Source organism: Streptomyces sp. NPDC021012, assembly GCF_044333355.1.
GTDB lineage: Bacteria > Actinomycetota > Actinomycetes > Streptomycetales > Streptomycetaceae > Streptomyces.
The window spans coordinates 507,138-520,228 of the sequence record NZ_JBIRQU010000006.1; the positions used below are offsets into that span (position 1 = coordinate 507,138).

Genomic DNA, 13,091 nt, shown 5'->3' on the forward strand with positions numbered 1-13,091 from the left:
CGTCAGCTCCCCAGCGGCTCCGCCGCCGCCCGCAGCGCCGCGACGACCGCCCGCACGGAGGGGCGGCGGCCCGCGTCGGCGCGCCAGGTGGCGTAGATGTGGCGCCGCACCTTCTGCCGTACGGGCACGAAGGCGACCCCGTCGGGCACGGGACGCCCGAGCCGGGGCGTGACGCACACCCCGAGCCCGGCCGCGACCAGGGCCAGCTGGGTGTGGTGCTCCCCCGCCAGGTGCGAGATGCGCGGCTCGATGCCCTGCGAGCGGAGCGTGAACATCAGCCAGTCGTGGCAGAACTCGCCCTCGGGCCAGGAGACCCACTCCTCCTCGGCGAAGTCCACCAGGTCCACCGCCTCCCGCCCGGCCAGCGGGTGCCCGGCGGGCAGGGCGACGTCGGCGGAGTCGTCGAGGAGGTGGGCGCGCTCCAGACCGCCGGGGACGGGCGCCCGCTTGTTGCTCCAGTCCAGGACGATCGCCAGGTCCGCGTCGCCGCGCAGGACGGCCCGCACCCCCGGCTCCGGCTCCAGTTCCGTCGTACGGACGCGGAGCTCGGGGTGGCCGGCGCGCAGGGCGGCGAGCGCGGCCGGGAACAGTCCGCGCGCCGCCGTCGGGAAGGCCGCGAGCCGTACCTCGCCCACCACCCTCCCCCGCTGGGCCTCGATGTCGGCCTGGGCCATCTGGACCTGGGACAGGATCCGGGCCGCGTGCTCGGCGAGCAGCAGCCCGGCGTCGGTGAGCCGCACGCCCCGGCCGTTCTTGGCGAGCAGCTGCTGCCCGACCTCGCGCTCCAGCTTGGACAGCTGCTGGGAGACGGCCGAGGTGGTGACGTGCAGGCCGTCGGCGGCGCCGCTGACCGAGCCGTGCCGGGCGACGGCGTCGAGGGTGCGGAGGCGCTCCAGGTTCAACATGTAAGGAATACTAAGGGGAGGGGTCGAGGAATTCTCGCTTGTTCTAAGACGTCGTTCCGGTCACCCTGAGTGCATGAGCCCCGCAGCCCCGCCCTCCCCGTCCTCCGCCCCCGCCTCCCGCCTCCTGGACTGGCGCGTCCGGTTCGGCGCCCTGGCCCTCATCTGGGGCTTCAGCTTCCTCTTCATCAAGGTCGGCACGGAGGGCTTCGCACCCTTCCAGGTCACCTTCGGCCGGCTGCTGTTCGGCACGGTGGTGCTCGCCGTCGCGATCGTCGTGAAGCGGGACCGGCTGCCGCGCGGGGCCCGCGTGTGGGGGCACCTGGCGGTCGCGGCCTTCCTCCTCAACGCGCTGCCGTTCTCCCTCTTCGCGTACGCGGAGCTGACGATCCCCTCGACCCTGGCGGGCATCTGCAACGCGACGACCCCGCTCTGGGGCATGCTGCTGTCGCTCGTGGCGCTCTCGGAGGACCGTCCGACCCGGGTCCGCGCGGCCGGCCTGGGCATCGGCTTCGTCGGCGTGCTCACCGTGCTCGGCGCCTGGCAGGGCTTCTCCGGCCTCGACGTGACCGGCACGGCGCTGGCCCTGCTGGCCTCGTTCAGCTACGCGGTCGGCTGGATCTACGTCCGCAGGACCCTGAGCGGCGCCGGCGTCTCGAACCTCTCGCTCGCCGGCTCCCAGGTCGGGCTCGCGACGCTGCAACTGGCGTTGGTCACTCCCCTGTTCACCTCGCTCCCGACCTCTTTCGAGCTCGCCCCGCTGCTGTCCGTGATCGCGCTCGGCGCGCTCGGCACGGGGTACGCGATGCTGCTCCAGTACGGCGTCGTCGCGGAGGTCGGCCCGACGACGGCCTCCATGGTCACGTACTTCATCCCGGTGATCGCCACGGCGGCGGGCGTCGCCCTCCTGGACGAGCAGCTCACCTGGAACACCCCGGTGGGCGCGGTCGTGGTCCTGGCGGGCGCGGCGCTCACCCAGACCCGCGCCTCCACCCGGACGGCGGGCGTGCGCGCCTCGGGCGGGCGCCTCTCCCTCTCCCGCACCACTCTCCGTGACCCCCGCGGGGACAAGATCGTTCCCCGGGCATGAACCCCACCGCACTCCCCCGGACCCTTCTCGCCGCCCTCGCCGTGACGGGCGCCCTCCTCGGCTTCGCCGGTACGGCGCAGGCCGCCTCCGCCACCGCCGGCGCCGTGTCGGCCGTCGCCCCCGTGGACGGCCCGGAGCCCGTCGAGCTCGACGAGCTGGGCCTCCCCGACCTGCTGGAGGACTGACGGCGACAGCACAGCGGGGCACGGGGAACGGCCGGACACCACGAGGGCGGTGTCCGGCCGTTCCGTATGCGCCGGGTGTCAGTCGCCACCCCGGCGCGGCCCGCCGAAGAGGGCCTGGAGGGCATCGACGGCGCTGCCGTCGTGATCGCTGCCCGCCGTGCCGCTGCTGCCGTACTGGACGTTGGCCGCCCGGTCGACCTCCACGACGGAGTCGGCATGCGAGTTGTCGATGACGGTCACCAGGCTGCCGCCGGCCGCGGCCGGCGCGGCGCCCGCGGCGAGGAGGACCGCGGCCAGGCCGAGCGCCCGCAGCGGAGTCCTGGGCGGAAGCCCGGCCCCCACCGTCTGGCGCGGGATCGCCGGGCTCATGCGCCCACCCGCTCGGGCACGGTCTGGTGGCGGGAGATGTTCCGCTCCAGGAGGCGGGTCGAGGCGGCGACCCCGACGCCGGACTCGGGGTCGAAGGACGGCAGCCTGCCGTTGGCCCGCTTCAGTTCGACGAGGGCCGAATCCATCGCCTCGTGCGCCGCGAAGAGACAGGGCGTGCTGTAGATCGCCACGTCCACGCCCAGTTCGGAGAGTTCGTCGAGCGAGAGGCGCGGCGACTTGCCGCCGGCGATCTGGTTGAAGAGCAGCGGCTTGCCGCCGACCACCTCGCGGATCCGCCGGATCCACTCGACGCTGCGCACGCCGTCGACGAGGACCACGTCGGCTTCGGTGGCGGCCAGGCACTCCGCCCGCCGGAGGATGTCGGCCTCGTCGGTGGCGTCCGTCCTGGCCACGACGACCATGTCCCGGCGGGTGGCCAGGACCATCTCCAGCTTGGCGAGGTACTCGTCCAGCGGCAGCACCTGCTTGCCGTCCGCGTGGCCGCACCGGCGCGGCCGCTTCTGGTCCTCCAGGATCACGCCCGAGGCGCCGATGCGCTCCAGGCCCTCCACCACGTGGCAGGCCACCTCGGGGTCGACGTAGCCGTCGTCGATGTCCACGAGCAGGTGGTGGCGGGGGAACGCGCCGCGCAGCCGCTGCACGAACGCCACCATGTCCGGCCAGGCGATGAAGCCGATGTCGGGGAGCCCGTAGTACGAGGCGGCGAAGCCGAAGCCGGAGACGAACATCCCGTCGTAGTGGTCGGCGGCGACGGAGGCCGAGTACATGTCGTACACGCCGATCAGCGGGGTCGTCCCCGGCGCCGCGACGGCCTCGCGCAGACTGCTTCCGTAACTCAACGCATGACTCCTGGTCAGTTCGGGAAAACACGGCATCGGTGAGGAACCGCCGCAACACGGCGGCCCTTTACCAAAACCTGATGATTTCCTGAACCAAGCGCGAACATCGCCATACCAGCCCTTGACTCACTCTCCAGGCGTAGCGCATTCACCGGAGAAACGTCACTTGCGCGAGGAGCGGGCGTGACCCGCAGGGCGGATGGGGAGACGGCGGCCCCTACCCGTAACTCCGCGCGGGCGCGGGTCCGGCGGCCCCGGCGACGGCGTCGGCCAGCGCCTCCACGTCCGCGACGGCGAGGCCGGAGACGGTGAGCCGGACGGCCGGCCCCGTGTCCATCCGGAAGCGGGCGCCCGGCGCGACCGCCCAGCCCGCGGCGAGGAGTCGGGCCACCGCGCCGGTCTCGTCGGACACCGGCACCCAGACGTTCATGCCGCCGCGCCCGTGGGCCTCGACTCCGCGCCGGGCCAGGGCCCGCACGAGCCCGTCGCGCCGCCTGCCGTAGGAGCGCGCGACGGCGGCCGGGTCCACCGCCCCCGTGGCCCAGAGGTGGGCGACGGTCCGCTGGAGCAGCCTGCTGACCCAGCCGGGGCCGAGCCGCTGCCGCCCGAGGACCCGGTCGACGGTCTCGGCGTCCCCGGTGAAGGCGGCGATCCGCAGGTCGGGGCCGTACGCCTTGGCGACCGAACGGACCAGGACCCAGCGGTCGGTGACGCCGGCCAGCGGGTGGAGGGGCTGCGCGACGATGCCGTGCCCGTGGTCGTCCTCGACGAGCAGGACGCCGGGGTGTCCGGCGAGGACCCGCCGCAGCTCCCGGGCGCGGGCCTCGGTCACGCAGGCGCCGGTGGGGTTCTGCGCCCGGTCGGTGACGATCACCGCCCGCGCTCCGTCCTGCCGGACCGCGCGCTCGACCGCCTCCGGGAGCGGGCCCTCGTCGTCGACGGCGACCGGCACCGGGCGCAGTCCGAGCGCGGGCACGAGGTCGAGGAGGCTGCCCCAGCCCGGGTCCTCGACGGCGACGGCGTCGCCGGGCCTGAGGTGGACGGCGAGCACGCGCTCGATGGCGTCGAGGGAGCCCGAGGCGACGCCGACCGGTCCGGCGGGCACGCCGTCCGCGTCGAAGGCGGCGCGCGCGAGGCGCCCGAACTCCTCGTCGACGGGGGCCTCGCCGTACATGCCGGGCCGTTCGTCGTACCGCCGGGCGACCTCCGCGAAGGCCTCGACGAGGGAGGGGAGCAGGGCGGGGTCGGGGCTGCCGTTGCTCACGTCCCGGACCCCGGCGGGCGCCTCCACCCGGATCGATCCGCGCGCGGTCGTGGCGGGGCGCGGCCGCACCCGGCTGCCGCGCCGCCCGTCCGTCTCGATGACCCCGCGCTCGCGCAGGGTGCGGTAGGCGGCGGCGACGGTGTTCGGGTTCACGCCCAGAGTGAGCGCCAATTCCCGCATGGGCGGCAGCAGTTGGCCGGGCTCCAGCGCACCCGCGCCCACTCCCCGCTCGACGCTGGCGGCGATGTCCGATGCGCGACGGCCTTCGATCCGGTAATCTCCTAGCACAAACACGAGTATGCACTAGTGCAATGGAGTACGCAATGAGCGCCGCCGACACGAGCACCGCCACCGGGACGTCCGCGCGGGACGAGGCCTACGCGCCGACCGACCGGACCGTGCCCACGCGCAACCGCGGCCGCGCCTCGTACGACAAGGCGCTCGTCCACGCGATACTCGACGAGGCCTACGTCTGCCACCTCGGCTTCGTCCGCGACGGCGCCCCGGTCGTCCTCCCGACGCTCTTCGGCCGGGTCGGCGAGCGCCTGTACGTCCACGGCTCCACCGGCTCGCGGCCGCTGCGCGCGGCCGGCGACGGCGTGGCGGCCCCGGGCCTGCCGGTCTGCCTGACCGTGACGCACCTCGACGGCCTCGTGCTCGCCCGCTCCGCCTTCCACCACTCGCTCAACTACCGCTCGGTCGTCGTCCACGGCACCGCCCACCAGGTCACCGACCCGGAGGAGCTGCGCGTCGCCCTCGACGCCCTCGTCGACCAGGTCGTCCCCGGCCGCTCCGCCGAGTCGCGCCCCGCGAACGCCAAGGAGCTCGCCGCCACCGCCGTGATCCGGCTCGACCTGGACGAGGTCTCGGCGAAGGTCCGCTCCGGCGGCCCCAACGACGACGCCGAGGACCTCTCCCTGCCGTACTGGGCCGGCGTGGTCCCCGTCCGGGGCGGCTACGGCGCGCCGGTCCCGTCCGACGACCTCGACCCGTCCGTCGCCCTGCCCGCCCACCTCGCCGCGCTCTGAGACCGAGCCCTGAGACCGAGCCCTGAGACCGAGCTCCGCAACCACGCTCCGACCGAGGAAGGACGGACCGACGATGCTGATCCACCCCTGGGACGCCGCCCGCGACGAGGCCGAGTGGCGGGACTGGCTCTCCCGGCACGACTTCGGCCAGCTCGCCGTCAACGGCCTGCCCGGCGAGCCGCCGTGGGTGCAGCCGACGCACTTCCGGTACGACCCCGAGCCCGGCCCGTACGGCAGGGCCCTGGCCCATCTCGCCCGGCCCAACCCGCTCTGGCGCGCGATCGAGGCGAACCCGACGGTGCTCCTGAGCGTGGTCGACGACTACGTCTACGTACCGGGGCACTGGACGGCCCCCGAGGGCGCGCCGTCCGAGCACGGCACCCCGACCTCGTACTACGCGGCCGTCCAGCTGCGCTGCACCGCGCGCGTGGTCGACGATCCGGAGGAGAAGGCGGCGCTCCTGAACCGTCAGGTCGCCCACTTCCAGCCGGAGGGCGGCACGGCGACCGTCGCCCCGGGCGAGGCCCCGTTCGGCCGTCTGCTGTCGGGTATCCGGGTGCTGAGCCTGGAGGTGACCGACGTACGGGCAAAGTTCAAGTACGCGGGGAACAAGCCGCAGGAGGTCCAGGACCGGGTCTCGGAGCGGCTCGCCGAGCGGGCGGGCCCCGGCGACCTGAACGCCAGGGCCCACCAGCGGCGCCGCCGTACGGACGGCTGACCCCGGTGGGGCGGGCCGCGAGAGCCCGCCCCACCGGAGGCTCGTGCCGGGGGCGGGGCCGCACAGGCTCCACCCCGCCCCCGGCGGCGACCCCCTACACCGCCACCGGCTCCCGCCTGCGCACCTCCGCCGCCGTCCGCGCCTCCGCGAACGCGAGGCCCGTCACGGCGGCGAGCAGCAGCAGGGTGCCGAGCACGATCGCGACGGTGAGCCGCTCGCCGAGCAGCGAGACCGCGATCAGGGCCGCGCTCACCGGCTCCAGGAGCATGATCACGGAGACGGTGGCGGCCCGGACGACGGCCGCCCCGGCGAAGTACAGCGCGTAGGCGAGCGCGGTCGGCACCGCCGCCACGTAGACGAGCAGCAGCACCACGCTCACCGGCGCGTCGGTGTGCGGGACGAGGCCTTCCGCGAGCGCCGCCGGCAGCAGGCCGACGGCCCCGATCGCGAAGGCCCAGGTGGTCGTCGACAGGGCGTCCGCGCCGCCGCCGTCCCGGCCGAGCCACCGGGTGAGCAGGGTGATCGCCGCGTATCCGGCCGCCGAGACCACCGCGAGGACGACGCCGAGGGGCCGTACCTCCGTGGCCCCGCCGCCCAGGACGAGGACGAAGAGTCCGGCGAGCGCCCCGGCGACGGCGGCGATCCCGCCGCGGCCGAGCCGCTCCCCCATGGTGAGCCGGGCGCCGATCGCGATGAGGACGGGTCCCGCGCCCAGGGTGACGACGGTGGCGACGGCGAGGCCGGTGGCCTCGACGGCGGCGAAGTAGGCGCTCTGGAAGACGGTGAGGCCGATGCCCGTGCCGAGGATGCGGGCCGTCCGCCGGCCGCGCGTCTCGACAGTAGCGCGGGCGGCGGGGCGCCGGGGCCGCAGCGCCAGCGCGCCGAGGAGCAGGGCGAGGCCGCCGACGCAGCGCCAGAAGGAGAGGGCCAGCGGGCCCATGTCGCTGACGCGGAAGATCAGCGAGGCGGCGGCGCCGGCCGTGCCCCAGGCGATCCCGGCGACGATCAGATAGAGGAGGCTCCGCCCGACGGACAGGGCGGATCCCGAGGAGTTCGACACGTGAGTTCTCCGTGGAAGACGGGAGGGAAGGGTGGTCGCTGGGCTCCGCGCGCGGGCAGCGACGAGCCGCCCGGCGGCGAGGAGTCGCCCGCCCGGGCCCGGTCTTCGTCAGGGAGAGCCTCCGCGCGCTAGGCGGCGGGAGGCGGAAGCACGGTCGAATGCATGGTCGGAACCCTACGAGGCGTTCCGGCCGGCCGACAACTCCCCGTCCCGCTCCGTGGACTCCCGCTCACCGGCCGCCGGACCGGAACCGGCCACCGGCCCGCTCGCGGGCGCCTTCGGCGTCGAGGACTGGGCGATGAAGGCCCCGACCAGGACCACCGCGCCGCCGATGATCTGCGGCGCGCCCAGGTGCTCGCCGAGCAGCACCCAGGCCAGGACGGTGGCGATGACCGCCTCCAGGCAGGCCACGACGCCCGCCACCTGCGGGGAGAGCCTGCGCACCGAGATGACGCCGGTGACGTACGCGAGGACGGTGGCGATCAGCACGATCCAGCCGAGCAGCAGCCACGCGGGCACGCCGGTCCCGTTCATGTCGGCGCGCCCGCCGAGCACGCCCCAGTCCATGCCCCAGGGCCGGGCCACGACGGTGAGGACGAGGGCGCCGATGAGCAGTCCGTACGCGATCACGCCCAGCGGATCCGCCTGTTCGGCCTCGTCGGCGCCCTGGTCGGAGAGGACGAAGTAGCCGACCTGGCAGCAGGCGGCGGCGAGGGCCAGGAGCAGGCCGAGGACGTCGAAGCCCAGTCCGGACCAGACCTGCACGACGCAGGCGAGGCCGCCGGCGGCGAGGACGACGCCGAGGGCGGCGGCGCGGGTGACGGGTCGGCGCTGGACGAAGCGGACCCAGCCGAGGACGAGGGCCGGGGCGAGGTACTCGATGAGGAGGGCGACGCCGACGGGTATGCGGGAGAGCGAGGCGAAGTAGAAGGCCTGGACTCCGGCGACGGCGAGCAGACCGAAGCCCACGAGGAGGGCGGGTTTGCGGCGCAGGAGGTCCCGGTGGCGCCAGGCCACCGGCAGCATGACGAGCGCGGCGCCGGCGACCCGGAGCCACACCACGTGGAGCGGGTCGAGTCCCGCCTCGATGAGCGGCTTGGCCGCCACTCCTGAACCACCGAACGCGAAGGCCGAGGCCAGGGCGAGTCCCAGGCCGGCGCTTCTCCCCTGAGACGCATGCATCGGGCCATCATGGCAGGACACCGTCAGGGCCGTAACCCCCGTTACACCTGTTGAGACGGCTCCTCGTCGAGGGCGGCCAGGAGGGCGGTGACCCGGGCGGTCAGCGCGGCCGGATCGACCCCCGCGCGGCGCAGCACCTCGACGGCCCGGCTCTCGGGATCGGCGGCGACGGCGGCGAGCAGGTCGAGGCCGCGGGCCTGGGGCTCGCCGCGCTCGACGGCCCGCCGGAAGGCGCCCTCCAGGGCGGCGGCCGCGGCCGGCGACCAGGGGGAGGGGCGGGCGCCCGGGGCCTCGGCACCGCGCGCGGCGGGCAGCAGCCGCCGGGCCGCGGACTCCTCCTCCACCCGCTGCCACCGCAGCCCGTAGCCGATGGACCGCTGGACGAGGTAGCCGAGGACGCGGGCGAGCTGATGGCCGCCGTCGAAGGCGGCACCGGCCTCGGGGTCGGACTCGATCAGCGAGTGCAGGAGGTGGGCGGTGTCGATCTGGCGGTCGCCGTCCCTGAGCGCCCTGCGGCGCGCGCCCGACACGACCGCCGCGAGCGAGGGCGTCAGGAAGGACGCGAGCTCCGCGCGCGGGGCGACGGAGGACGGGAGGGGCTGGGGGCGCGGGACGGGATGGTGCACCCTCCCACCTCATCAGGCCGGGGCGGCCGGAGCATCACCGGGGAGAAGCATGTCCGCATCCCACCGGAGTTGGGCACGGGCGCGCGGTTGCTCCTCCTTACGGATGAGATCGCGCGCGTTGACCCCGAGAGGCGCGCGCCGCCTTGCTTTGCGCCCCCCTTGCAACCATGAACCCTCCTCCGCTCGTCCTCCGGTCGTGTTCTGGATGGTGGCTCTGCTCGCACGCGACGGGCGGCAGTACGTGTACCGGGTGTACGCACCCCGGGAGGCGCTGCCGGCCGATCTGTTCTGGGCGGCCTTCCACCGCCACGAGGAGGACGGGGCGCCGCGGGCCTCGGACAGCTTCGACGCGGCCGAGATCTGGTGGATCGGCGACGGCACGGGACCGACGACCGCAGAACTGACGGTTCATCAGTATTGAATGTTCACGGCCGCCCCGCTACGTTCCGCGACACCGAACCCAGTTGGCACGCGTGAAGGGGTGGTCTCATGGCCGAAGTCAGCGCGGAGGCACGGATCGAGGCGCCGGCCGGAAAGGTCTGGGCGCGGCTCACGGACTTCTCCTCGTACGGCGAGTGGAACGCCACCCACACCGGCTTCCCGAACGGCGGTCCGGCCGCCCTGGAGGCGGGCGCCACCTTCACGGAGAACATGAAGCTGATGGGCTTCCCCGCCGAGGTGCTGTGGACGGTGGAGGAGCTGGAGTCCGAGCGGGCGTTCGCCATCCGGGGCAAGGGCCCGATGGGGGTCGTCGTCGGCACGCGCTACTCGCTGACGGCGGACGGGGACGCGACGACCGTACGGATCGACGGGGAGTTCACCGGTGCGGCGGTCTCCCTGATGGCGGGCAAGCTCAAGGACTCGGCGACGGCGGCGCTGACCGAGTCCCTGCGCAAGCTCGCGGGCCTGGTGGCCTGAGCCGTACCACCGGGAAAGGCCGGGGCCCCGCGACGGTCGTCGCGGGGCCCCGGCCGTCGTTCGTCAGTCCTCGTCGGCGAGGATCAGGTACAGCTTCTTGCGGGCCTCGTTGATCACGGTGACCGCCTTCTGCCGCTGCTCGGGGCTGCCAGTCTTCCAGACCTGCCCGAACGCCTCCATCAGACCGAAGCCGGCCTGCCGGATCTCGTTCACGGCGTCCCAGTCGACTCCGCGCCCGGCCTCCTCCCACGGCGCGTCGGGGCCCTCGTCGGCCTCGGCGCGCCCCGTGTCGGTGAGCGTGAACAGCTTCTTGCCGCCCTCGCTCTCGCTGGCGATCAGCCCCTCGTCCTCCAGCATCTGGAGGGTCGGGTAGACCGAGCCCGGACTGGGCTTCCACGCCCCGTCGCTGCGCTCGCCGATCTCCCGGATCATCTCGTAGCCGTGCATCGGGCGGTCCTTGAGGAGCGCCAGGATCGAGGCGCGCACGTCACCGCGCCGCGCCCGCCCCCGGCCGCCACCGCGACCCCGCCCGCCGAAGGGCCCACCGCCCCACGGCCCGCCGCCGAACCCGGGCCCGAACGGCCCGAACGCGGCACGCCGCCCCTCGAAGTCCCCCCGAGGCCCGGGGCCGCAGCCTCCACGACCGTGTCCGTTTCCGTACTCGTGTCCATGTGAACGCATCGCAACGCTCCTTCCATCGAGATTCCGTCGTCGAACTGTCGCGATGCCTCAACGATATATCGGAACTGTTCGGCGAGCAATACTCGACAGGTCGGTCGCGAGGGCGGCGCTATCCCTGCGGAACGTCCCCGAGGAAGACGAGGCCGTCGCTCGCCGCCAGATGCGCCGGGTCGAACGGGGCGTAGCCGAACCAGGGGGACACGCGCGGCGCGGGCCGCGCGGCGCCGAGGGCGGCGGCGAGGCCTCGGGCGTCGACGACACAGCGGTCCTCGGGGAGCGCGTACAGGAGCCCTTCGACGGTGTCCGGCGGCGGCGCGTCCACGCCCTGGTGCCGGATCGTGCCGAGGGCCGTGGGGACGAAGGCGTACTCCTCACCGAGCTCGGCGCTCACCAGGGCACCCGCGCTCCACCACTCCAGCCGCTGCCCGCCCATCCGCATCGAGCTCTTCTCCCGCTGGAGGTGGGAGTTGTGGGAGTGGACGAACACCGGGCCGCGCTCGGCGAGCGCGAGCAGGTTGAGGGCCATCATCCGGTCCCGCACGGCCACCAGACGGGCCAGGCGGGCCGGCGAGGTGTCGGCCGTCCAGTGGTGGTAGCGCAGCAGGCCGAGTGCGGTGCGCCCGTACAGCCTCGCCCGGTCCCACTCCTCCGGGGAGCTCACCGCGATCAGGTGCGGTCGCTGCTCGTCGAGCAGCTCCACGAGCTCGTCGGCGAGCAGCCGCAGCCGGCCGGCCCCGTCCGAGCGCCCCGCGGACCGGGCCGGGTCCATCATCGCGGCGGGCTCGGTCCACGCCTCGTCGCCGCCGAGCAGTCCGTCGAGCTCGGACCGGACGCAGGGCAGCAGGCCGGCCTCCACCCGGTCCGCGAGGTAGCCGTGCAGCGCGGTGAGGGCCTGGCGGGGGCTCTCGGCTCCGGTGATCTCCAGCGGGCCGTCGAAGCCGGCGAAGCGGAGCCGCTCGGCCGGGGGCCGGTCCTCGTTGTACGCGCGCATCCAGCGCACGAGCTCGCGGTTGGCCGCGGAAGCGCCCCAGCCGTGGCTGAAACCGTGCTCCATCACCTCGTCGAGGGAGCCGGCGCCGGAGGTGACGTGGTCGTCCACGGTCAGGCCCCGCAGACAGTCGGTCTCGATCGCGATCGTCCGGTAGCCCTCCTCGACGAGCTGCCGGAAGAGCTCGTTGCGCAGGTCGAGCAGGGTGTCCTCGCCGTGGGTGGGCTCGCCCAGGGCGAGCAGCCGGGGCCGGGCCGGGAGCAGTCCCAGGACGGAGGCAGCGTCGACGGCATGGGCGGTGTGCTTGATGTCAGTCGCCATGCCTTCCACGCTATCGTTGAACCTTCGGTGGAGACTTTTGCGCGAAGAGCCCGCGATATCGTCGACCGCATGGGGAAGAACCTTCAAAGCACCGATCGTCTGAGGCCGGTCGACCTGGCACGCGGGCACGGTCTGTCCACGCAGGCGATCAGGAACTACGAGGAGGCCGGCATCCTCCCCGCCGCCGCTCGCAGCCCCCACGGCTACCGCACCTACACCCCGCTGCATGCCGGGGCCCTGCGCGCCTTCCTGGCCCTGCTGCCCGGCCACGGCCACCCGACGGCCACGGCGATCATGCGGGCCGTGAACCAGGACGCGGCCGACGAGGCCTTCCGCCTGATCGACGAGAGCCACGCCCAACTCCTCGACGACCGGCGCACCCTCCGGGCCGTGGAGTCCGCCCTCCGCGACCTGGACCCCACCACGACTCCCCCCGAGCCCGGCGGCACCTTCATCGGACCGCTGGCGAGGAAGCTCGGCATCCGTCCCGCGACCCTCCGCAAGTGGGAGGACGCCGGACTCGTCCACCCCCACCGCGACCCCCGGACCGGCTACCGCGTCTACGACGAGGCCGCCGTACGCGACGCCCGCCTCGCCCACCAACTCCGGCGCGGTGGCTACCCGCTGGAGCGGATCGCCCCCCTGATCGCCCACGTCCGCACGGCCGGCGGCCTGGAACCCCTGGAAGCCGCGCTGACCGACTGGCACGACCGGCTCTCCGCCCGCGGGCGCGCGCTGCTCGCCGGGGCGGCGGAGCTGGAGGCGTACCTCCGCGCGCGGAGAGGAGGTTCCGGCGGATCGAGTGCATGACATCGAGTCCCTGACGACGCGTCCGCTCCCGCTCTCGGCCCGGAGCCCGTGGGAGGAACCGGGCTCCAGGCTCTCCCCGGAGCCACCGC

General features: G+C 74.3%; 16 protein-coding genes. 7 read left to right on the top strand and 9 right to left on the bottom strand.

Features of this window, described 5'->3' with window-relative positions; genetic code table 11:
• Window positions 1-2 precede the first annotated feature (2 nt).
• Complete coding sequence (locus ACH4TP_RS22770; protein WP_389229638.1) at window positions 3-905, bottom strand: LysR family transcriptional regulator; 903 nt, start codon at window positions 903-905, stop codon at window positions 3-5.
• Window positions 906-978: 73 nt separating this feature from the next.
• Here ACH4TP_RS22770 and ACH4TP_RS22775 point away from each other — a divergent pair, with 73 nt between their 5' ends.
• On the top strand, window positions 979-1,992 hold the full coding sequence (locus ACH4TP_RS22775; protein WP_398438943.1) for a DMT family transporter: 1,014 nt from the start codon (window positions 979-981) through the stop codon (window positions 1,990-1,992).
• A complete protein-coding gene (locus ACH4TP_RS22780) occupies window positions 1,989-2,177 on the top strand; it encodes a hypothetical protein (protein WP_389229644.1) in 189 nt (62 codons plus the stop codon). Before ACH4TP_RS22775 ends, ACH4TP_RS22780 begins: the two co-directional genes overlap by 4 nt.
• 78 nt (window positions 2,178-2,255) lie before the next feature.
• On the opposite strand, the gene ACH4TP_RS22785 is transcribed toward ACH4TP_RS22780, so the two are convergent.
• The 3 genes from ACH4TP_RS22785 to ACH4TP_RS22795 form a co-directional block, all read right to left on the bottom strand.
• Window positions 2,256-2,546, bottom strand: coding sequence for a hypothetical protein (locus ACH4TP_RS22785; protein ID WP_398438944.1), 291 nt, complete (start codon window positions 2,544-2,546; stop codon window positions 2,256-2,258).
• Window positions 2,543-3,406 (bottom strand): oxaloacetate decarboxylase, encoded by an 864-nt coding sequence (locus ACH4TP_RS22790; RefSeq protein ID WP_398438945.1) that lies wholly within the window; start codon window positions 3,404-3,406, stop codon window positions 2,543-2,545. The genes ACH4TP_RS22785 and ACH4TP_RS22790 overlap by 4 nt, the downstream gene beginning before the upstream one ends.
• Window positions 3,407-3,623: 217 nt before the next feature.
• Complete coding sequence (locus ACH4TP_RS22795) at window positions 3,624-4,958, bottom strand: aminotransferase class I/II-fold pyridoxal phosphate-dependent enzyme (RefSeq protein WP_398438946.1); 1,335 nt, start codon at window positions 4,956-4,958, stop codon at window positions 3,624-3,626.
• Between the two features lie 35 nt (window positions 4,959-4,993).
• Here ACH4TP_RS22795 and ACH4TP_RS22800 point away from each other — a divergent pair, with 35 nt between their 5' ends.
• Both ACH4TP_RS22800 and ACH4TP_RS22805 read left to right on the top strand, forming a co-directional pair.
• Window positions 4,994-5,698, top strand: coding sequence for a pyridoxamine 5'-phosphate oxidase family protein (locus ACH4TP_RS22800; protein ID WP_398438947.1), 705 nt, complete (start codon window positions 4,994-4,996; stop codon window positions 5,696-5,698).
• A 73-nt stretch (window positions 5,699-5,771) separates the two neighbouring features.
• Window positions 5,772-6,416, top strand: a complete 645-nt coding sequence (locus ACH4TP_RS22805) for an FMN-binding negative transcriptional regulator (RefSeq protein ID WP_398181756.1) — start codon at window positions 5,772-5,774, stop codon at window positions 6,414-6,416.
• A 94-nt stretch (window positions 6,417-6,510) separates the two neighbouring features.
• Here the strand turns inward: ACH4TP_RS22805 and ACH4TP_RS22810 are convergent, their stop codons facing one another.
• The 3 genes from ACH4TP_RS22810 to ACH4TP_RS22820 form a co-directional block, all read right to left on the bottom strand.
• Window positions 6,511-7,476 (bottom strand): DMT family transporter, encoded by a 966-nt coding sequence (locus ACH4TP_RS22810; RefSeq protein WP_398438948.1) that lies wholly within the window; start codon window positions 7,474-7,476, stop codon window positions 6,511-6,513.
• Between the two features lie 174 nt (window positions 7,477-7,650).
• A complete protein-coding gene (locus ACH4TP_RS22815) occupies window positions 7,651-8,658 on the bottom strand; it encodes a DMT family transporter (RefSeq protein ID WP_389229665.1) in 1,008 nt (335 codons plus the stop codon).
• Between the two features lie 41 nt (window positions 8,659-8,699).
• Window positions 8,700-9,284, bottom strand: coding sequence for a Clp protease N-terminal domain-containing protein (locus tag ACH4TP_RS22820; protein WP_389229668.1), 585 nt, complete (start codon window positions 9,282-9,284; stop codon window positions 8,700-8,702).
• A 196-nt stretch (window positions 9,285-9,480) separates the two neighbouring features.
• Between ACH4TP_RS22820 and ACH4TP_RS22825 the strand changes: the two genes are divergently transcribed.
• Together ACH4TP_RS22825 and ACH4TP_RS22830 are read left to right on the top strand one after the other, a co-directional pair.
• Window positions 9,481-9,705, top strand: a complete 225-nt coding sequence (locus tag ACH4TP_RS22825; protein WP_398438949.1) for a hypothetical protein — start codon at window positions 9,481-9,483, stop codon at window positions 9,703-9,705.
• 68 nt (window positions 9,706-9,773) lie between these two features.
• Window positions 9,774-10,202, top strand: a complete 429-nt coding sequence (locus tag ACH4TP_RS22830; RefSeq protein ID WP_389229674.1) for an SRPBCC family protein — start codon at window positions 9,774-9,776, stop codon at window positions 10,200-10,202.
• Between the two features lie 63 nt (window positions 10,203-10,265).
• Here ACH4TP_RS22830 and ACH4TP_RS22835 read toward each other — a convergent pair whose 3' ends face one another.
• Window positions 10,266-10,688, bottom strand: coding sequence for a PadR family transcriptional regulator (locus ACH4TP_RS22835; protein WP_389229677.1), 423 nt, complete (start codon window positions 10,686-10,688; stop codon window positions 10,266-10,268).
• A 304-nt stretch (window positions 10,689-10,992) separates the two neighbouring features.
• Complete coding sequence (locus ACH4TP_RS22840; protein ID WP_398181743.1) at window positions 10,993-12,192, bottom strand: erythromycin esterase family protein; 1,200 nt, start codon at window positions 12,190-12,192, stop codon at window positions 10,993-10,995.
• 69 nt (window positions 12,193-12,261) lie between these two features.
• Here ACH4TP_RS22840 and ACH4TP_RS22845 point away from each other — a divergent pair, with 69 nt between their 5' ends.
• Window positions 12,262-13,002 carry a TioE family transcriptional regulator gene (locus tag ACH4TP_RS22845; RefSeq protein ID WP_398438950.1) on the top strand — a complete coding sequence of 247 codons (741 nt, stop codon included), beginning with the start codon at window positions 12,262-12,264 and terminating at the stop codon, window positions 13,000-13,002.
• Window positions 13,003-13,091: the final 89 nt, after the last annotated feature.